This is a genomic window from Alteromonas sp. 4NH20-0104 (assembly GCF_057547795.1).
In genome coordinates, this window is record NZ_BAAJLP010000042.1 from 1 (window position 1) to 19,276 (window position 19,276).

Sequence of the window (19,276 nt, forward strand, 5' to 3'; positions counted from 1 at the left end):
TACACAAAAACGGCCAGTCATTACTGGCCGTTTCTTTATCAGAAAAGGTTAGTGCGCGATGCCAAAACTACTGGTTAATATTGCAGTTATTACTATCACCAGCGTACCGATAAACGCCTCGCCAACGATAGACTTTCTAACTTTGTAACGGTCTTCGCTGAGTGTCAGGTTAGCCACCAGATAGCACTTATGATACGCCGCAAAACCTAACATCACTGCAACCAGCACTAATTTACAGCCCATCACGAACAAATAGTCATTATTAGCCTCTGTGCGAACGTTTAGCAGCAGTAACGCAAACAAACCAGCACCGCTAACTAACAACAACCCGACCCATACAGCGGCCTGATTACCATAAGCGTGAAGCTGCGTTCGCAGCAACTCAACATCCTCGAGCCGGCACAGGCGAATAAGCGGGTACAAACTACCCAGCCACCATGCAGCCATTAACACATGTAACGCCACCAGCAATTTGGCAAGCCAGTTTGCTTCGGCTGTGTGCCCGCTGAAGGTAAATGACGCCGCAAACAATGCACTGGTCAAAAGCCAGCTACATACCCACGCTAATGATGTATTCGAGCCGTTATAAAGCTTATTTCCCCAAGCAGTACACAGCATTGCCATTATGATAGCCAACAGTCGGAATTGTGTTTGTGTACCGATGCTCGATTGCCAGCTGATTTGCAGCATCAGGCTATCGATGATGCCGCTGACCCCATCGTCCAGCAGCATACCAGCTGAGAGCGGCACTACCGCAGCAGCCCCCACCAGGCTTATGAACAAACCCGCCCACTGCGCACGTAAAAGAGGTTTATGCCAATCAGCATGCACGGTAAGATCATTGCTACGGCCATGACGCAACAACAGGCGCATGGCATTCATGCCGATAAAACTGACAACGCCAAGGTAGTAAGCTACCTTGGCCAGGGAGAGAAGTGCGAGCCAGCCCATCAGGCTGGCTCGTTGATAAAGCTAATGGTCAGCATGATGACTATGGCCAGACAAAATGGTGAAAGAATACGAGTCTTCCATTTTGTGACCGTCATTACCCATTACTGTCCATTCAACGTCGTACTCATCGGCGGGCAGTGCAGGCACAGGAAAACTCACGGTTTTAGCGGCCTTAACGACGGGTTTAAAACCAAAGTCAATCGCAGTGCCCTGGCTATTTATCAGCACTAACTTAATCAAACGTACCTCTGCTGAAAAGGTTAGTGACAGCTTATCAGGCGCCATTGAAACTTCACTTTCTCTTGGCGGGACAGTCTGCGCTAAATGCACATGCGCAATGGCAGTACTACTGAACAATCCCAAAGCAAGAACCAGGGGTTTAATCCAGTTTGAACCATTTAACATACTGTGCTCCTTAAAAATATTTGACCAGCGGGTTACTGCTGTTGTGTTTGAATTTAGCGAAGGCCTTAGTCGGCAAGTAGAGGGCAACCGCCAGAATGATGGCAACCAACCAGATTTGCCAAACGTAATCAAAAGCAAACAAGTCGCCGTAGTTTGGCCCTACTACCGCCAGCACAATTCGGTAGCTGACCAGTAGCACGAATAAATGCACGATGTAATAGAACATGGGTGCGGAGCCAAAGGTTTCCACTGCTTTAGTAAGGCGATTATTGACATTTTCCAGACCGGCCAGCACCAGGAACGCAGCGCCCAGGGTAAATAGCACATAGTCCAGTGATGGCGGATACTTGGTGTAGTTAATGAAGGACATTACCGTATGAATGGCATCCTGCTGCGCTTCCCATGGCAGCACTTCACCGTAGATATTAAAGCCGCGTAATACCAGCAACAGAGCCCACAGCGCCAATCCCAGTTTAAGCAGGGTTGACTGGCGCTTTGCCCCTTCAACAGCGCGGGAATACAGCGGCCCCATGCAGTAACCAAGTAAGATCACGCCAATCCAGGGTAATACCGGATAGGAGGCTTTAATGCGAAAACTCTCTGAGGTAAATATAATCCCACGATCATGCAAAATAGCCCAGATGGTATAGCCGGTTTCATCAGGATTAAAACTAATAGGGCTTAATAAGTTATGGGCACAAACAATCAGCAAACCTAATGCAAATATTGCTTTATAAGGCAATTTACACAATACGGATAAAGCAACCATGCTCACACCAATTGCCCACATAACCTGCAACCACAGGGTGTCGTAGTTGCCCATCCATAACCAGTTAATTATGGCGATCTCAACAAAGATGATAAACAGCCCACGTTTAAATAGGAACGGTGTTGCTGAACGAGGTGCTTTGTTGAAGGGATGTGAGTAAAGCCAGGCGGAAAGACCGGTTAGAAACACAAACACCGGCGCACAGAAATGTGCGGTGGTTCGGGTAAAAAATAGTTCCGGGCTGGTAGTCTCCAGATCCATCGGATCGCTCACATTTTGATGGAAGAAGAATCGTTCCCGAACATGATCAACCAACATAAACAGCATCACTAATCCACGCAGGATATCGATGGATGCCACCCTTTTTTTTATCACCGCTGCGGGTGTTTGTCCTACTTCACTCATTGTTCTCACCTTCACTCAAAGAACAGGGCTAACCCGATTGGTTTGCCCTCTATTTTTATTGTTTGGTCTTATTCTGGCGCGTGTGGTAATACGAACGACAAAGTCGCCAGCAATTCGTATTTATCGATGATTTTAGGACGGTCAGTAGGCGCATCATAGGTTGCAACCACGACATTTAAACCCTGGTTGCGGATTTCGAATGTGACTTTACCGTCTTTATCAGACACTACAGGTTCGGCATCCGGATCATTAACAAAATCACGTTTAACCAGTGCGCCCTGAACCGGCTCTCCTTTAAATAACACCTGGTAGGTTTGTTGTTCACCCATCATCAAAGGAAATTTGTCACCAACCGGCACAATCTGTAATACCTGGGTATTGATGTGCGGAATTTCACGCAATGGACCTCGTAAGTGTACAGCGTATTTAATTGTTTCTTCGCTTAAAATAGCGTCAGGTACTTCATCACGGCCTTTGCCTATCCAGTGACCTTCCCCGGTATTTGACCAGATACCATTATTTAGCACAGCTGACACTGCAACGGGGTAATCATCGCTGGTTACCAATAATAATGGGCCGGAAGGGGTTAACTCTACATCCACGGTATCCCAGTCTTCATCAAAGCCCGTGACGGAGCCAACTTTGGGCAACCGTAAAACCGCATCCAGATCGTCGGCGCCGACGCCATAAATCATCGCCAGTTGCTTAGAGCGTTCGGCAAACCAGATACCGTGCGCACTGGCTTGCGCCGTAATTAAAGCAGTCAGTGCAATAACACAAATTTTCTTCAACATTGTTGTTTCCTCTGTTTAATTCTTTGTTTTAAGTGATTGGTAAAAACCGGCCACGGTCACCGTAACGGTAACCGGAGAGTCTGACATGTTCTGCCAGTACCAGCCGTGTGTGCCCTCAAATGGTGCTTTGAAAATGCCGTTATCAGCGGCTATTGCTGTTGCTTTTTTATAACTTTCAAACTCGTTAGGGTTATCGAGCTTTTCACCGTGCATATCCATGTACACGGCTAACCCGTCTGTTCGCCAACTGAAGCTAACCCCGTTGTCTTTCTGCATTAACGCCTTCACTTCCACCCCTTCATATTCAGGGATTTCAATAGTGATCGTTTTGCTGGCAAATTCTCCCTCACTGCCAGCCAGAATAAACGCAGCATCTGACTTGATTTCCATATCTTCACCTGCCGGAGCACTGTTCAGACTGGTTAACCCCAGCAAACCACCAATGCCGGTGAAGTCTTTATTGTATTCGGCAGGCAACACAACGGTGACAGATAGAACTACCGCCAGCGCCGTTGCGATAACCAGCCCCTTAATAACTTGTTGATTTGATACATCGACATGCTGTTGTTGAGTTGTCATACCGTGCCCCACATATATCCGGAAAGTTGAAAGATTGTCAGTGTGACACCGGCGGTAACCAGTGCCATATTGGCCGCAAAGGCATAGCGCATAAAATGCTGGCTTTTACGTAGCAGGATAATGAACATTAACATGCCAAAAAGAGCAATCATCTGGCCCATTTCCACGCCAATGTTAAATGAGATTATGTTGCCTACCAGGCCATCAGCCGACAGAGTGAAGTCCTGCAATTTGGTCGCCAGACCAAAGCCATGGAACAGCCCGAACACCAGTACCGCAGCCTTGGTATTAATGGAAAATCCACAAAAACGCGGAAAGAAACCAATGTTATCAAGGGCCTTGTAAGCCACTGATAAACCAATAATGGCATCGATGATATACGCGTTGATATGAATGCCTGACAGCACGCCGAACAACAATGTCACGCTATGACCCAAAGCGAACAGGGTGACGTAAATTCCCACATCTTTGAGTCTGTAGAGGAAGAAGATGACGCCGAGCAAAAACAATAAGTGATCATAGCCGGTCACCATGTGTTTCGCGCCGAGATAGATATAAGGAATAATATGCAGTCCTGAGCTGGACTCTAAAAATGCCCTGTCTCCCTCAGCTACGCCATGAGCACTCGCCAGCGGCATCACTAAAAGTAATGTCATCGCCAGCAAGAGTTGAGTAATCAATCGCATCGTCATGGCCTACAGCTTGTATTTACCAACGATTTTTGAAACGCCATCCTGCAGGGTTAACATGGCAAGTACCTGACTAGCCCCCGATAAATTTACCGGCGCACTAAAACGATTGCCTTCTGCAGCGGCTGTTTCAATCATTTCTTTGCGATCCTCGCCTTTGACTTTCAGACGCAAGCCCAATTCTGCTGCATTGAGTGGTTCGCCGTCATAAAACACCCAAACTGATACTTGATCACCGTCCTGCTTCATCTCAAATGAATACTCACCAACGATCTTTACAACGCCGCCATACTGAGGCTCCGTATTGCCGTGAGCCAAGGCCTGAGTTGATACCAACGGGGAAGCTAAGAGTGCTGCTATCAGCAACAAGTAATGTTTACGCATAGGAATCTCCTGTTATAAAAATAATACTGAAAGGTAGTGAGCAGAAACGACTCTTTGCCGTTTTATTACTGACACAAAGCACCGAATTTTTTCACTTAAAAAACATTTAACGCTGTGACAATTTCTATGAATTTATTGCTACAGCCTAAAACCTATTGCCAGTCGGTTTTTAAAGCGCTCCAATCGGCGTTGCGCTTCTTGCATCGCTAAAAAGGTAAGATCAGTTCGATATAATGATGAATACTGTCTATAGACAGTAAATTGGTAAACAGCACTGCGGCGGCCAGCAGGCTAATGATTACCGGGATCTGAAAATGAAATTTTGCCGGCTCCAGCAACGCATGAACACGTTGACTAACAAAGTCTTCGCCAAATGAAAAAGCGAAGGGAACTGGGCAATTTTGCGCGGATTTCCGGTAAGCAACCAACGCAGAAGCTACAGTCAGAGCGCCAACTTTCTCTGCGGCCTGACTATCTGCCCGCAGCTCTGTCGCGAGCTCAAAAGCTTGTCGTAATTGCCGCCGTATGGCCCGCGGATAATAAGCGCTAACAATGCTAAACAACCACTTCTGTAACGGATCAAAATAGCGTTTATGCCCGGCTTCATGTGCAAGAATGCAAGCAAGCTCATCGCGTGTAACACGCTCTGTCAGACCAGTAGACAGGTAAACCATTGGTCGCAACATGCCCGCAGTAAATGCCAGCGGAATGGAAGTCTCAAGCAGAATATAATTATTACCATTAAGTTGAGCAGCATTGGCGTCAGCCATCAGGCTAACACTTTGCAAACTCTGCTTATGCTGATTCAATAAGCGAATGTGGCGAAGCAAAATCCAGACTGTCGCAACAGCCCAAATCACCAGTAAACTGCCATGCCAGGACAACCACTCAAATTCAAACAGGTGATGCCAGTGAATAAACATCTCCAGCGGTGGCCACATTACGTCAGTAAAGGCATAAAGCATAAATGCCCCACTGCAAAGCGCCCCTACGAGCACAGGTAATAACACCCAGGAGGTTAACAATGTTTTTTGCCAACCGGCAGGAAGTAGCGAAACCTTGCGCACTAAAAAACCACTGACTAAAAGTTGCAGTAAGAGTGCAAACCAGGCACTCACCACCGCCAGGCTCAGTACATTGAGGAAAATGGCTGTATCAAACATTTCAGCGCTCCTTATTCAGTCGCAGCCGTTCACGCTGCGCCTGAATCATTGACTCCAGAGCATCAAGCTCCTGTGCTTCAAATTGTCCTGAATAAGATTGGAATGCGTTAATAAACACATTCTCATCATTGGCGGTAAAATCTCGCGTAACACTATCAATAAGCCTCGCGATTAATCCTTCCCGCTCTACCCGTGGCGAATAAAAATAGGCATGTCCCTGCTTGGTTCGATCCAGAAGCTGTTTTTTATAGAGACGATCCAACGTGGTCTGGATGGTATTGAGGTTGCTACCTTCATGACGGGTGAGGGCAGCAAATACTGTTTTGACATCGGCTGGCGACCGTTGCCATAAATAATTCAGTACTTTTTTCTCTAATTCCCCTAACACCATCAGACGTTTCCTTTAAGTTCATAACTAGTCTTGCATAACCACGGCAAAGTGAATGGCTTTTATGCACCTGGTTTGAAGCATAAAATGCTGTTAGCCATTTAGCCCTGCCATTTCCTACTGTGAAGTGGACAGGTTAACGACCTTCATCAATTACTTAATCACATGCTCAGTGCCAGTACTTACAGGCTTATCACGATGTAGCATGCGATATAAGCCCGGGATCACAAACAGCGTAAGCAAGGTTGAAGAAATGATGCCGCCAATCACTACTGTTGCCAGCGGACGCTGTACTTCAGAGCCAATACCGCTATTTAATGCCATGGGAATAAACCCTAGAGAAGCTACCAACGCGGTGGTCAGTACCGGTCGTAAACGCGTGAGTGCACCTTCAAATATCGCTTGTTCAAGCGTATGCCCACCACGGCGCAATTCACGAATAAACGACACCATTACCAATCCATTTAATATGGCGATCCCGGACAGTGCAATAAAACCCACAGCAGCAGAAATTGAAAACGGTATATCCCTCAGCATTAGCGCAGCGACGCCACCGGTTAAGGCCAGCGGGACACCCGTGAAAATGATCATGGCATCTTTTACCGAGCTCAATGCCAGAATAAGTAACCCGATAATCAGTATCAAAGTGACCGGTACCACGATGCTTAAACGGGCAGAGGCCGATTGTAATTTCTGGTAGGTACCACCGTACTCCACCCAGTATCCGGCAGGAATTGCAACCTTGTCAGCCACAGCCTGTTGGACATCCGCCACAAAACTGCCCAGATCACGACCGCGAACATTTGCGGTGACCACCACCCGCCGTTTACCATTTTCGCGATTGATCTGGTTAGCCCCGGAGACCAGTTCCAGATCGGCTAATTCTTGTAACGGCATGACATGCCCGTCGGGTAAATGAATGGGTAAATAGGCCAATGCATTTACGTCTGAACGACGTGTTTCAGGAAGCCTGACCACAATCTCGGAGCGAATGTCCCCCTGGTAAAATTTGCCAGCAACCGTGCCGCCCATCGCCGTGGCTAACTGGCTTTGCAGCTGGGCCTTGCTGATACCAAACTGTACCAGCCTGGCGGTCTTAGGCACGATATTCAACATGGGCAGGCCGGTAGTTTGCTCAACCTGAACATCCGCAATCCCCGCTACGCCATTGATAGCCCCTTCGATTTCGGCCCCTAATCCGGTTAGGGTATCAAAATCATCACCAAACACTTTAATGGCCAGTTCAGCACGCACACCGGCGAGTAATTCGTTAAAGCGCATCTGTATCGGCTGCAGAAACTCATACCGGTTACCGGGGATCGGCGCCACAATGGCTGCCAGTTCATTCACTACCTGTTCTTTCGACTTGTTTGGATCAGGCCACTGCGCCCGTGGTTTCAAAATAATAAAGTTATCTGCCACACTCGGAGGCACCGCATCGGTGGCCACATCAGCGGTGCCGATTTTAGCAAACACCCGCTCGACTTCAGGCATCTCACTGATTTTTTGTTCGAGGATTTTTTGCAGGGCAACGGCCTGACTTAAAGACGTGCCGGGAATGCGCAAGGCATGCATGGCAATATCACCCTCATCAAGATTTGGGGCAAACTCACTGCCTAACCGTGTGGCCTGGTATGCAAACACCACCACCAGCGCCGTGGCCAAAGCAACCACTACAATCCGACCTTTCAACACCCATTTAAGCGCCGGTCGGTAAATAAGCTCAGCACCCTTAATAATCGGACTGTGCTTCTCTTTAACCGGTTTAGTAAACAGTAACGCGATGGTGGCAGGCACAAAAGTTATCGATAGCAGCATTGCGCACAGCAGAGCAATAACAACAGTAATCGCCATCGGATGGAACATTTTCCCTTCCACCCCTTCCAGGGCAAATATGGGCAGGTACACCGCGGTAATAATAAATACCCCGAACAAGGCAGGCCGAATCACTTCGCGAGTTGCTTCGAACACCACGCTCAGTCGTTCCGTTAACCGGATAGGCTTTTCCCCCTGCTGGCTCAGACGGCGCAGACAGTTTTCCACAATGATAATCGCACCATCCACCAACAAGCCAAAATCCAGTGCTCCAAGACTCATTAGGTTTGCGCTGACCCGGGTTTGTACCATACCGGTGATTGTCATTAACATGGCAAAAGGAATAACCAGAGCGGTGAGAAACGCTGCACGAAAATTCCCCAACAATAAGAAAAGCACCACGATAACTAACAGCGCACCTTCCGCCAGATTGGTTTCAACTGTCAGCAGGGTCTTATCAACCAGCCGGGTTCTGTCGTAAACGGCTATTGCTTCAATGCCCTCGGGCAATGATTGGTTAATCTCTTTAAGCTTGTTGGCAACGGCATTGGCGACAGTCCGGCTGTTTTCACCAATCAACATAAACACTGTGCTCATTACCACTTCCCGACCATTTTGAGTCGCGGCTCCCGTACGCAGGCCATGCCCCTTCTGAATGTCAGCCACGTCTTTCACGTATACTGCTGAGCCGTTAGTTTCAGTCAGTGGGACCATGCCAATGTCTGCCAGACTCTCTGCCTGACCTGGCACTCTTAGTAGCCACTGCGCACCATTTTGTTCAATAAAACCCGCCCCCTGATTCTGATTGTTGGCGGCAATAGCCTCAACCACATCCGCTTGGGTCAGGTTAAAGGCCAGTAATTTTTCAGGGTTAAACGCGACCAGTATTTCACGCTCATATCCGCCGATAGGATTCACCTCGACCACGCCCGGCACTCGCATCAACTGCGGGCGGATGGTCCAGTCGTGCACGGTTCGTAAATCCATGGGCGTTACCGGCGAACCATCTTTATTGGTGGCCCCGGGTGCGGCATCCACAGTGAACATAAAGATTTCACCGAGACCAGTCGCGATGGGGCCTAGCTGAGGCTCCAAACCGCCGGGTAATTCAGAGCGAGCAGCTGATAACCGTTCATTAACCAGCTGGCGGGCAAAGTAAACGTCGGTGTCATCGTCAAAAATCGCCACCACCTGAGATAAACCGTAGCGAGAAACCGAGCGGGTGTAGGTCAGGCCGGGAAGCCCGGCAAGTGCTGTCTCGAGCGGAAAGGTAACCCTTTGTTCCGCTTCCAGCGGCGTATACCCCGGCGCTTCGGTATTTATCATAACCTGTACATTGGTGATATCCGGTACCGCATCAATGGGCAGTTTGGTGAAATTCCACACGCCAAGCCCGGCAACCATTAACACCAGGGCAAGTACGAGAAACTTGCGCTTTATGGAAAAGCTTAGTATCGACTCCAGCATGCATCGGCTCCTAGTGATCGTGTGATGCGCCGGACTTTTCGATGTCGGCTTTGAGAATAAAACTATTTTCGGTAACGTATTCGGTACCCGGCGCCAGTCCGCCCAGCACTTCAATCCATTCACCACCTTCACGGCCAAGCTCCAGCATGCGCACTTCGTACTGTTCACCCACTTTGGCATACACCACGGTAAAATCCCTGAAGCCCTGCAGGCCAACTTTCTTAACCGCCAGCGGTACATCAACATTAGCCACGTTAATATGTGCTTTAACAAAACTGCCTGCGGTAAGAGAATTTCCGGTGTTCGGCACTTTCACCCACAAAATGCGGGCCTGATCATCCCGCACCTCGGGTTCGATAAAGCTGACTGTTCCTGTTACGGCCGTATCCCCCCCTTCAATATCAAGAGTCACCAGACTGCCGGTTGTCACTTTGTGGTAATCGGCGGGATAGACTGCCAGGCGAGCGATATATTGTCTGGTGTCTGTCAGAGTTAACAGTGTGCGCCCTTGAGTTTGCTCACCAGCACTGGCTGGTCTGGCCGTCACTATTCCAGCAACAGGCGATTTAATGGTGTATGGCTTGAGGCTTTCATTACTTTCGACCGTGAACAATGTTTGGCCTCTGGTTACCGTATCGCCAAATGCCACATGCACGCGCTGAATTTCACCATCAAAACGGGCACTGATATGGGTCTGCGAACCCGGTGGTAATGCAATAGCGCCATAAGCCGGGATAGACTGATGCAACGTAGCAGGACCGGCGATTTCTGTTTTGATTTCCATCGCATCAGCTACGGCTTGCTCGATGATTGTCCGACCTTCATAGTTTTCATATTCCCATCGATAGGATTTACCATTATGTTGCGCGGTGACCGTTACATAAAATGAGTGAGGTTCATAAATCACCATATCGCCGCGTAAAAAATCGCCCTGGGGATTAAAGTTAATATCATCAACCACATCTCCCAGCCGGGTAAGCTTAACATTGAGACTGACCTGTTGTGGCTTAACAGTCTGCCCTCCCTCGCTCACCCAAATTCTGAATTCAGGCGGTACGCCGGTTTCAAAAATGGCCAACTCAACGGCAAAGTTACCGTCCCGCAACATTCTGCCCCGGTGTGGGCCTTTCTCTGGTTCTTCCTGAGCGGTTTCTGCTGGCGCCGAGGACGCCAACACACTGAATACTGGCATTGCATAGCACAGAACAACTGCCAGGCTTAAAGAGGATAATAGTTTGTAATACTTCATAATCTGTCTCATTGCGAAAGCGAAGTGCCGGTAAGGCGCTGAATTTCGATGTGTTGCAGGTGCAAGCTAAGGTAAGCGTCGAGCAGCTGTGATTGTGCGCCTAGCAACTCGCGACGCAATTCACTCCACTGGCTGTAACTTAACTGACCTTTTTCAAAAGCCTGTCTGGCTTCTTGTAACGCAGACTCAAGAGTCGTCACAATGTGATTGTCGACGGTTTGAATAACGTGATAAGAATGTTTCATTTCCTGCAATAAAACATAGAGTTGCGCATCGAGTTGCTGAAGCAGAGCGGTTTGCTGACTGTCGAGTACAGCCTGTTCAGCTTGCAAAGCTGCGACTGTACCTGCGTTATAATCCTTGCCCCCCCAGGGAATCGAAACTTCGGCTACAAAACCAAAATCATCGGTGGCTTCATATCGTCTTAGCCCCGCAGAGAACTGCCATTGAGGGCGTGCCTCAATTCTGGCTTTTTCTATTTGTGACTGTGCAATACGTTGAGCAGACGCGAACCGCTGTACATCAGGGTTTTCAGTTAGTCTTTTAACATAGTCCTGAGTGGCAGACACCGGTGGTAAATCGAGTAAATTACCGGTTAAGGTAAAGTTGGTATCGGGCTGCCCCCAAAGCGCGCTTAGCTGATATTTAGACGCCTTGATATTGTGCTCTGAGTCCTCGACAGCGAGATCCCGCCTAAGTAATTCAGCTTCGGCCAGTTTACGTTCAATCACCGAGCTTTTCCCTGCAGCAAGGCGCTCATCAATTGCCTTAATGACCTCCTTTGCTTGTTTTACGGCCAGCTTATTTAAGGCTAGCCGCTCCTTTTTGACCAGTATCTCGATAAACTGCCGAGCTGCTACTGCCGACATATCCAGCGCTTTGATTTCTTTATCCAGCTGAAGCTTACCTGACTCACTTTGTATGGCGTTAACACGGCTTTCAATCTGCTCATGTTCCAGTATCCATGAATACGTCAGCGTGGTCTGCGTACTTTTTAACGCGCTGTAATTGCCCGTCCCCAAGGCATCCTCAACCATCAGGGCAATTTGCGGACGCTGGCCTGTAGCAGCCTGTTTCAAGCGCCCTTCTAACACAGATTTTTGCTCAACGATCACCTGTAAATCCGGATGATTATTCAATGTCAGGCTCACAACATCGCTCATTGATAGCGTTATTGGTGCTGGCGTTTCTTCAGCGAATACTGACAGGCTTAGCAAGCTCGCTACTACCCCAGCAAAAAACCGACCGCCAATCGGTTTTTTAAATATTATTACTTTGAGAATTCTCTTCATCACTTACCTATCTGACTGGGGGTTAACCCGCTGTTATTGGCTTTTCCGCAATGCTCGCTGCTGTTCTATTAGCCGCTCCAGCGCATCTAACTCACTCTCGTCCATACGGCTGGATACTGAACTAAATGCGGCCAACAGGCTACTTTCACCTTTTTCAACAAAGTCATTGGTAACCGTTTCGATAAGCTGGCTTATCAGCCCTTCTTTATCCACCTTGGCCTGGTATAAAAAAGCGTGTCCTAACTTTCGGCGAGTGAGTAACCCTTTTCTAAATAAACGCTCTACTGCGCTTTGCACAGTATTCAATGAGCTTTGCCGTTTCTGACTCATCGCATGGTGGACTTGTTTTACGTCCGCCTCCGCATTTTTCCACAGATACTTTAAAACCTGTTTTTCTAATTCACCAAGTTGCATAGTGTGGTACCGGTTCAGACAATTGCTGTTATCGTCGCAAAATAAAAACCGATAGACAATCGGTTTTTACTCAAGCAAAGATGACAATGACTATAGTGTAAGTCGTTTTTAACAGCAGATTTATTTATTTAGTGGTGGGTTTGCAAAACATAAAGCCATAAATGCGCCATTTAGCGCATTTATGCTTAGCTATTTCTGTGAACCGGATTAGTTGCCCTGCACCGGCATTTGCTCTCTTACAGCGCGCGGGCCTGGCAGTAATCCGTTATGAGCATGAGTAGACAATAAACGGGCAGCCGTGATCCCTGCTACATCAAAGCCACGGTCGGTCACGGTTTCGATGATCTGAGTTAGCGCCGCTTCAACCAGCATACCCAGTAAGCCGTTACTGTTTGCGCCACGACCTTCACCGCTGGACGCACTGGCAGCGCCCTGCCACAACAGCTGCCCGGTGCGCAAATCCACCAGCTTTGCTTGCGCCGACACGATAGTGTCACTGGCCAGCACCGCATAGGAAGTGCCGTAGTCGCGGATGGTGATATACAGGCCGGCATCAGCACCAAATATCTCATGCAACTTTTGATAGTCGATAGCCTGGGCGTCTTCGGCAACGGTCATACCGTTGGCAATAAAGGTTTGATTGACCACCGCCACCGGAAACACGTAATAACCGGCCTCTGCGATGGGCTTCGCTATTTGCGCCATCACGCCGTAAGGCGCCATTACCTCAGGGGTAAGATTTACCGGTGGCATCACCAGTATAGAGGCTGGCGCAGCGGCACGAAAAGCCGTGTAATCGTAGTTGGCCTGGCGTGTTGCCTGGCAACCACTGAGTAAAGTGACAGCCGTTACAACCATTAATAATAGCCGACTCATCACTTCACTTCCTTTTGGTTAGCCAGCAGAAAATCAATATACCCGGTGGACTCTGGGAATAATTGCTTTTCGGTTTCAAAGTGAATCCCGCCATTAACGCCATCACCCTGTTCAAAATACAACATGCCAAGATGAGCGTGTATCCCCGGCGCGACCGGGCGTCCGGCATTAGCCGCCTGTTCAATGATAATTTCCAACGCATTGATTTGCTCATCGATGGTGGTCTCATCATTTTTGAAATAGTGATAAACCGTGGTCTGATAACCGCCATAATAATACATTGGCTTCGATGAGGACTGACACCCTGCCAGTCCGATAAGGGCAACAACTATCAACCATACCCGTATCATTTAGCAACTACTCCTGAGGTTTGAACTGGCCGCTTTCAATCCCTTTCACCAGATTGTTAATGGCTTCGCGAATAGACAGTTCAAGGACTTTGCCATTAAGCGTAGCGTCGTAACCAGCTGTACTGCCAAACCCCACCACTTCACGCTCGGATAAGCTGTATTCCCCGGCACCGCTAACCGAGTAAACGACCTCGGTGGACTGTGTATCAACAATATTAAGGGTAACGCGGGAGTAAGCGATTTGTGATTTACCTTTGCCTAACAGGCCAAATAACTGTCGGTCACCTTCGGTTTTACGGCCAAACTCCGTTACATCTCCAGTGATCAGATAACGCCCCCCGGCAATCGTTTGTTCTTTACCGGCATAGTGGGTTTCTTCAGACAGCATTTGCATGTTGTCCCGATCCAATACCGCGAAGCGGTTGGTTTGCTGAAGGTGACTAATCAGAATGGTTTTTGCCTGGGAGCCAAGACGGTCGGTTCCGTTAGAAAAAATGCCGTTTTGAAAACTCGAACGGTTTACAAATTTACCCACCACCACTCTGCTTTTTACGCCGCTGTAGGCGGTGTTATAGGACTCAACTTTCTGAGACACTATAACGCGGGAAGATTGCTGAGTGGCACAACCAGAGAGCAACAGCATCGTGGCAGTTAAACCGACCACTAAAGACTTGCCAAACACGTTCATTTTCATTTTCGTATCCTTAAAAGCGTACACAAGAACAGGGCGAAAACCTGATTTTACTGCCCGGACTGTTAAGCGCATAGGGCAACCGGCAGAGCCGGCAGCGTAATGAGGTCGTAACCACAAATCAACTGAAAAAGTGTAAATAAACACATCTCAACTCCCGCTCAACCTGCAAATGCAAGTAGCGCGGGTATAATGCCTTAAAACCAGTTACCATTTGTGCGGTAATAAAACGTAGTGAGATACTTTGCATGTCAAAGATAATAAAAATAACCTGCCTGCTTTTGATAGCCTGTACGATTGGCTGCACGCCAGCCATCATAGAACAGGAGCGCGTGACATCGCCCTACGACAATCCGCCCATTGATCCTCAAAATGCCTTTAGTCAGAACGTTCAGCCTGTCCTGGACAAACGCTGTGTGGTTTGTCACGCCTGCTATGACGCCCCCTGTCAGTTAAAACTCGGCAGCTATGAGGGAATTACCCGTGGCGCTAATAAAGCCCCGGTTTATCATGGTGATCGCCTGCTTGCTGATAACCCCAGCCGCTTGTTTATTGATGCTCAGAGCCCGGGCGAATGGCGCAGCAAAGACTTCTACCCGGTACTTGATGAAGTCAGTGAGTTTAATAATCAACTGAACAACAGCGTGCTGGCCTCAATGCTGGCGCTTAAGCAGTCTCACCCCACCAATACTAATGAGCCGCTGGGCGATAACTTTGAATTTGATATCAACCGTGAGATGCAGTGCCCTACGGTTGATGAGTTCCCGGCTTACCAGAAAGATCATCCCCAGTGGGGCATGCCTTACGGATTACCGGCAATTGCTCAGCAGGAACATGAGCAAATCATGGCCTGGCTACAGGCCGGCGCCCCGGCATCTGAACCGGCGCCGGTACCGGCGTCCGATCAGCAGGGGATTGCCCGTTGGGAAGCCTTTCTTAATCAGGACTCTGACAAACATCAGTTAGTCAGCCGCTATCTTTACGAGCATTTGTTTATTGCGCACATTTACTTTGAAGATAGCCAGGGCAACACCCGCTTTTACTCGTTACAACGGGCGCTGACACCACCGGGCGAACCCTTTACGCCGCTGGCTACCCGACGCCCTTTCAGCTCGCCATTTGGTGATCAGGACAGGGGCAATAATCAACGGGTTTACTACCGTTTTATGCCGGTCAAAAATACCATTGTCAGTAAGTTGCATATGCCTATTAAGCTGGATGATGCCCGTTTAGCGAAGTGGAATAAGTGGTTTATTGAGCCAGAATACCGTGTTTCTGAGTTACCAGGATACGCGCCTGAGGTGGCCTCGAACCCCTTTGTGGCCTTTGCACAAATTCCGGTGTCGTCGCGCTACCGGTTTATGATCGACGAAGCCCAGTACACTATTATGCAATTTATTAAAGGGCCGGTATGCCGCGGTCAAATTGCACTGAATGTCATTAACGACCACTTCTGGGTGATGTTTTTAAACCCTTCCAGTGACATCCTGGAACATCAGGATGCCTTTTTGCAAGATGCACGCAACACTATCAGTATGCCGGCAGAAGCACAGTCTAATGCCATGCCTACCAACTGGATCAAGTACGCCAAGCAAGAGCGGGAGTACCTGGAAGCCCGCAGCCGCTATATTGCTGAACATGCCCGTAACGAAGTGTCACTGGACCTGGATATTATCTGGCAGGGCGACGGTGAGAACGACAATGCCGGCCTGACCATTTTACGCCATTACGATGCAGCCACCGTAGTGAAGGGTTTTGTTGGTGAGCGCCCACAAACTGCGTGGATTATTACCTACCCTCTGTTTGAACGTATTCATTACCTGCTTGTGGCGGGCTACGACGTCTATGGTAATGTCGGCCACCAGCTCAACAGTCGCATTTACATGGACTTCCTGCGGATGGAAGGGGAATTTAATTTTCTGGCATTACTCCCCGCAAAAACACGTAAAACGGTGTGGGATAACTGGTATCAGGGCGTCGTCAGTCCGGTAGAAAAATACGTTGCCGACGGCCATCAGTTAACCGGTGAAACAGCCATGACGTTTGAGACCAACGAACCACTCAATGAATTGTACCAGCGGGTAAAAGCGCACTTATCTGACGTACTCAGTCCACGCCACGAACTCAGCAACGGCTTCACCGACAGTAACGCGTTAACGGCATTAAACCGTATTGCCCAAAGCGGCGGTATACCTGCCTCGCTGCTCCCGCAGAGCAGCATCATACTGGTTGATGCGGAAAACAGCGACGAACAGCATGTTTATACTTTGCTCAGCAACAATGCCTATACCAATATTTCTCACATCATTGCCGAGGATGCCAGACGGCTACCGGAACAAGATACACTCAGCCTGGCCTACGGATTTGCTACCTCACACCCCAACGCTATTTTCCATTTGAGTACAGCGCAGCTATCGGCTTTCAGTCAGCAGGTTGCCGGGCTGCAAAATGAGCAAGACCTTCAGCGCTTGTACGAAGCATTTGGCGTGCGGCGCACCGCAGAGGACTTCTGGGAAGTCAGCGATACCATCCACCAGTGGTACCGGCAAACCTACCCGTTGGCATTTGGCTATCTGGACTATAACCGCCTGACTAACTGGTAAACAGTGGCAGGCTTATGGCACTGCCGGCGGCTTTTAGCCGGCAAATACCACCAGTTCGATAACAGCCAGCGCTGCCACGCCAGCCAGGGCGCAATACATGTTAGGGTCGCGTACTTTTTCTCTTAGCCAGCCGTGCAGCTTTACTGAGGCCGTCTTGTGCATAAGGGCAGACATATTCGCACTCCTTAGAATTTATGCTAAATAAATTGTCAAATCGCCATCGTTAACATTAAATTAACAGGCTTTGCGTTTGCTGCGTATTAGTCAAACGGTTAAATTGCTGCAACCCCCCTAAAAATTATGAACATAATCATTAAAAACAGAAGGTTAACTAATTACCCAAAGTATCGATAGGTACTAGCGATCCCGTTGATAACCAGCTCATAATCACCATTTCGGCGGATGATTTGCTTACCCACCGAGCTCCCTACATAATTATTATCAGGGAGGCTTTATGAACCAGTTACCACCAGAACCTGAAAAACCCCTTAACAGTGATTGCTGTGGCGGAGGGGCATGTTGCCCTTGTGTGTGGGATGTTTATTTTGAAAAACTTGCCGAATGGCGGGCAGCCAGGGAGGCACTGGAAAATCAGGCGCCAGCAGCGAAAAATCAACCAGAAGCGTAGCGGTATCCGGCATTTCGCCGTAAAAAAACCGCCCTAGTTCTGTTCACTTTTTAATCACGCAGCGTTACTCTGATGGCAGTTTTTGCAACGGATGCCGACAATGAGCCAACTTCAGCCTGAGTACTTTACCGAAGACAACGAAGTAAAATCGCTGGTCAGGCAACTGCGATCACAGCGCGTTTCAGATATCGTTGATGACTCCGGTCACCAGTATGTTGATCTGGTTATGGAAGGCGGTGGTGTGCTTGGCCTGTCACTGGTAGGTTATACCTACGGTCTGGAGGCCGCCGGATTGCGCTTTCGCTCGGTCGCAGGCACTTCTGCCGGCGCCATAAACGCCCTGCTGGTTCAGGCACTGGGCAAACCCAGTGATGCCAAAAGTGAAAAGATGATCGCAGCCGTAGCCAATATGCCTATGGCCAGCTTTCAGGATGGCAGCAAGATGAGCCGCATGGCCACAGAGGCCTGGCTGGCTGGCAAAAACTGGTTGTGGAAGTATTCTATTTCACTGGCCATTCTGCGCCCGCTGCTCAAGCATCTTGGACTCAATCCCGGCACCACCTTTCACCGGTGGCTTAAAGACATACTGGCAGACAATCAAACCGATTCCTGGCAAGCCTTAAAACAACAAATGAACACCCCAATAGCCGGTTTGCACTTTGATCCCGTTCCACTGCCAGGCAATATAACAGCGCCAGAGACAAGTCCGTTTGATTCAAATAACTGGCGGGTCGAACTCAAAGTGGTTACCGCCGAACTTTCCAGTACCAGCAAAATAGTGTTACCCGAGCGGGATGGCGGATTGTTTTATGATGACCTCAACCGTGCCAATCCGGCCGACTTCGCCCGGGCTTCCATGTCAGTGCCGCTGTTCTTTTACCCGTTTAAGTTAGCGGTACCAACAACTGAGTCGGTGACGGCCGCCTGGCAACACCTCGGCTACCAAAAGAGAACCCTGCCTGAGACAGCCGTTTTTGTTGATGGTGGCTTAATTTCCAACTTCCCGATTAATCTTTTTCACACCTCAAACTCGGTGCCTAAAATGCCTACCTTTGGCGCAAAGCTTGGCATCGAGGAATATGTTGCAGGCGACATCGACAGTATAAAGCCTTATCTGGGCTCGCTGATCGGCGCCATGCGACATGACGCCGACGAGGAGTTTATCCGTAAAAACCCGGACTATCGAAAACTGGTAAAGAGCATAGATACCGGCGACCATCACTGGCTGGACTTTTCGCTTTCAAAAGAAGCAAAGTTCGACTTATTCAAACGTGGCCTGGCCGCCTCGCTGGCATTTTTAAGCGAATTTGACTGGCCTGAATATAAAAAGACCCGCCTGACACTGGCGGGTCTAAAATAGATCG

At 48.8% G+C, this 19,276-nt stretch carries 20 protein-coding genes; 3 read left to right on the top strand and 17 right to left on the bottom strand.

From position 1 onward, the window contains the following. Positions 1 to 48: 48 nt before the first annotated feature. The 16 genes from AC27IB_RS21615 to AC27IB_RS21690 form a co-directional block, all read right to left on the bottom strand. On the bottom strand, positions 49 to 951 hold the full coding sequence (locus AC27IB_RS21615) for a copper resistance D family protein (protein WP_296047118.1): 903 nt from the start codon (positions 949 to 951) through the stop codon (positions 49 to 51). Between the two features lie 21 nt (positions 952 to 972). Further along, a complete protein-coding gene (locus tag AC27IB_RS21620) occupies positions 973 to 1,356 on the bottom strand; it encodes a copper resistance CopC family protein (protein ID WP_296047121.1) in 384 nt (127 codons plus the stop codon). Positions 1,357 to 1,366: 10 nt separating this feature from the next. Next, complete coding sequence (locus tag AC27IB_RS21625; protein ID WP_487123595.1) at positions 1,367 to 2,530, bottom strand: acetyltransferase domain-containing protein; 1,164 nt, start codon at positions 2,528 to 2,530, stop codon at positions 1,367 to 1,369. Positions 2,531 to 2,598: 68 nt separating this feature from the next. Next, the gene (locus tag AC27IB_RS21630; RefSeq protein ID WP_296047126.1) at positions 2,599 to 3,324 is read right to left on the bottom strand and encodes a DUF4198 domain-containing protein; all 726 of its coding nucleotides are present in this window, start codon (positions 3,322 to 3,324) and stop codon (positions 2,599 to 2,601) included. 15 nt (positions 3,325 to 3,339) lie between these two features. Continuing rightward, on the bottom strand, positions 3,340 to 3,903 hold the full coding sequence (locus AC27IB_RS21635; protein ID WP_296047129.1) for a hypothetical protein: 564 nt from the start codon (positions 3,901 to 3,903) through the stop codon (positions 3,340 to 3,342). Beyond that, entirely contained in the window at positions 3,900 to 4,595 is a 696-nt protein-coding gene (locus AC27IB_RS21640) for a HupE/UreJ family protein (RefSeq protein WP_296047131.1), read from the bottom strand. The genes AC27IB_RS21635 and AC27IB_RS21640 overlap by 4 nt, the downstream gene beginning before the upstream one ends. 3 nt (positions 4,596 to 4,598) lie before the next feature. Continuing rightward, positions 4,599 to 4,976: a hypothetical protein gene (locus AC27IB_RS21645; RefSeq protein ID WP_296047133.1), complete on the bottom strand. Its 378-nt coding sequence runs from the start codon at positions 4,974 to 4,976 to the stop codon at positions 4,599 to 4,601. A gap of 206 nt (positions 4,977 to 5,182) precedes the next feature. After that, positions 5,183 to 6,139 (bottom strand): M56 family metallopeptidase, encoded by a 957-nt coding sequence (locus tag AC27IB_RS21650; RefSeq protein WP_487123598.1) that lies wholly within the window; start codon positions 6,137 to 6,139, stop codon positions 5,183 to 5,185. 1 nt (position 6,140) lies between these two features. Further along, positions 6,141 to 6,530: a BlaI/MecI/CopY family transcriptional regulator gene (locus AC27IB_RS21655; RefSeq protein ID WP_487123600.1), complete on the bottom strand. Its 390-nt coding sequence runs from the start codon at positions 6,528 to 6,530 to the stop codon at positions 6,141 to 6,143. Positions 6,531 to 6,680: 150 nt separating this feature from the next. Continuing rightward, a complete protein-coding gene (locus tag AC27IB_RS21660; protein WP_487123602.1) occupies positions 6,681 to 9,809 on the bottom strand; it encodes an efflux RND transporter permease subunit in 3,129 nt (1,042 codons plus the stop codon). Between the two features lie 10 nt (positions 9,810 to 9,819). Next, entirely contained in the window at positions 9,820 to 11,058 is a 1,239-nt protein-coding gene (locus AC27IB_RS21665) for an efflux RND transporter periplasmic adaptor subunit (protein WP_487123604.1), read from the bottom strand. 8 nt (positions 11,059 to 11,066) lie between these two features. Then, on the bottom strand, positions 11,067 to 12,350 hold the full coding sequence (locus AC27IB_RS21670; protein ID WP_487123606.1) for a TolC family protein: 1,284 nt from the start codon (positions 12,348 to 12,350) through the stop codon (positions 11,067 to 11,069). 33 nt (positions 12,351 to 12,383) lie between these two features. Beyond that, positions 12,384 to 12,764, bottom strand: a complete 381-nt coding sequence (locus AC27IB_RS21675; RefSeq protein ID WP_487123608.1) for a BlaI/MecI/CopY family transcriptional regulator — start codon at positions 12,762 to 12,764, stop codon at positions 12,384 to 12,386. 207 nt (positions 12,765 to 12,971) lie between these two features. Then, entirely contained in the window at positions 12,972 to 13,640 is a 669-nt protein-coding gene (locus AC27IB_RS21680; RefSeq protein ID WP_487123609.1) for a DUF799 domain-containing protein, read from the bottom strand. Then, the gene (locus AC27IB_RS21685; RefSeq protein ID WP_296047147.1) at positions 13,640 to 13,990 is read right to left on the bottom strand and encodes a DUF4810 domain-containing protein; all 351 of its coding nucleotides are present in this window, start codon (positions 13,988 to 13,990) and stop codon (positions 13,640 to 13,642) included. The genes AC27IB_RS21680 and AC27IB_RS21685 overlap by 1 nt, the downstream gene beginning before the upstream one ends. A 7-nt stretch (positions 13,991 to 13,997) precedes the next feature. Next, entirely contained in the window at positions 13,998 to 14,684 is a 687-nt protein-coding gene (locus AC27IB_RS21690) for a CsgG/HfaB family protein (RefSeq protein WP_296047149.1), read from the bottom strand. A 245-nt stretch (positions 14,685 to 14,929) separates the two neighbouring features. Here AC27IB_RS21690 and AC27IB_RS21695 point away from each other — a divergent pair, with 245 nt between their 5' ends. Next, positions 14,930 to 17,284, top strand: coding sequence for a fatty acid cis/trans isomerase (locus AC27IB_RS21695; protein ID WP_487123612.1), 2,355 nt, complete (start codon positions 14,930 to 14,932; stop codon positions 17,282 to 17,284). Between the two features lie 33 nt (positions 17,285 to 17,317). Here the strand turns inward: AC27IB_RS21695 and AC27IB_RS21700 are convergent, their stop codons facing one another. Beyond that, positions 17,318 to 17,458 (bottom strand): hypothetical protein, encoded by a 141-nt coding sequence (locus AC27IB_RS21700; RefSeq protein ID WP_296047153.1) that lies wholly within the window; start codon positions 17,456 to 17,458, stop codon positions 17,318 to 17,320. A 280-nt stretch (positions 17,459 to 17,738) separates the two neighbouring features. On the opposite strand from AC27IB_RS21700, the gene AC27IB_RS21705 reads away from it, so the two are divergent. Together AC27IB_RS21705 and AC27IB_RS21710 are read left to right on the top strand one after the other, a co-directional pair. Continuing rightward, positions 17,739 to 17,912 (top strand): oxidoreductase-like domain-containing protein, encoded by a 174-nt coding sequence (locus AC27IB_RS21705; RefSeq protein WP_296047156.1) that lies wholly within the window; start codon positions 17,739 to 17,741, stop codon positions 17,910 to 17,912. Positions 17,913 to 18,012: 100 nt separating this feature from the next. Continuing rightward, positions 18,013 to 19,272: a patatin-like phospholipase family protein gene (locus AC27IB_RS21710; protein WP_487123615.1), complete on the top strand. Its 1,260-nt coding sequence runs from the start codon at positions 18,013 to 18,015 to the stop codon at positions 19,270 to 19,272. The last annotated feature ends 4 nt before the right edge of the window (positions 19,273 to 19,276 follow it).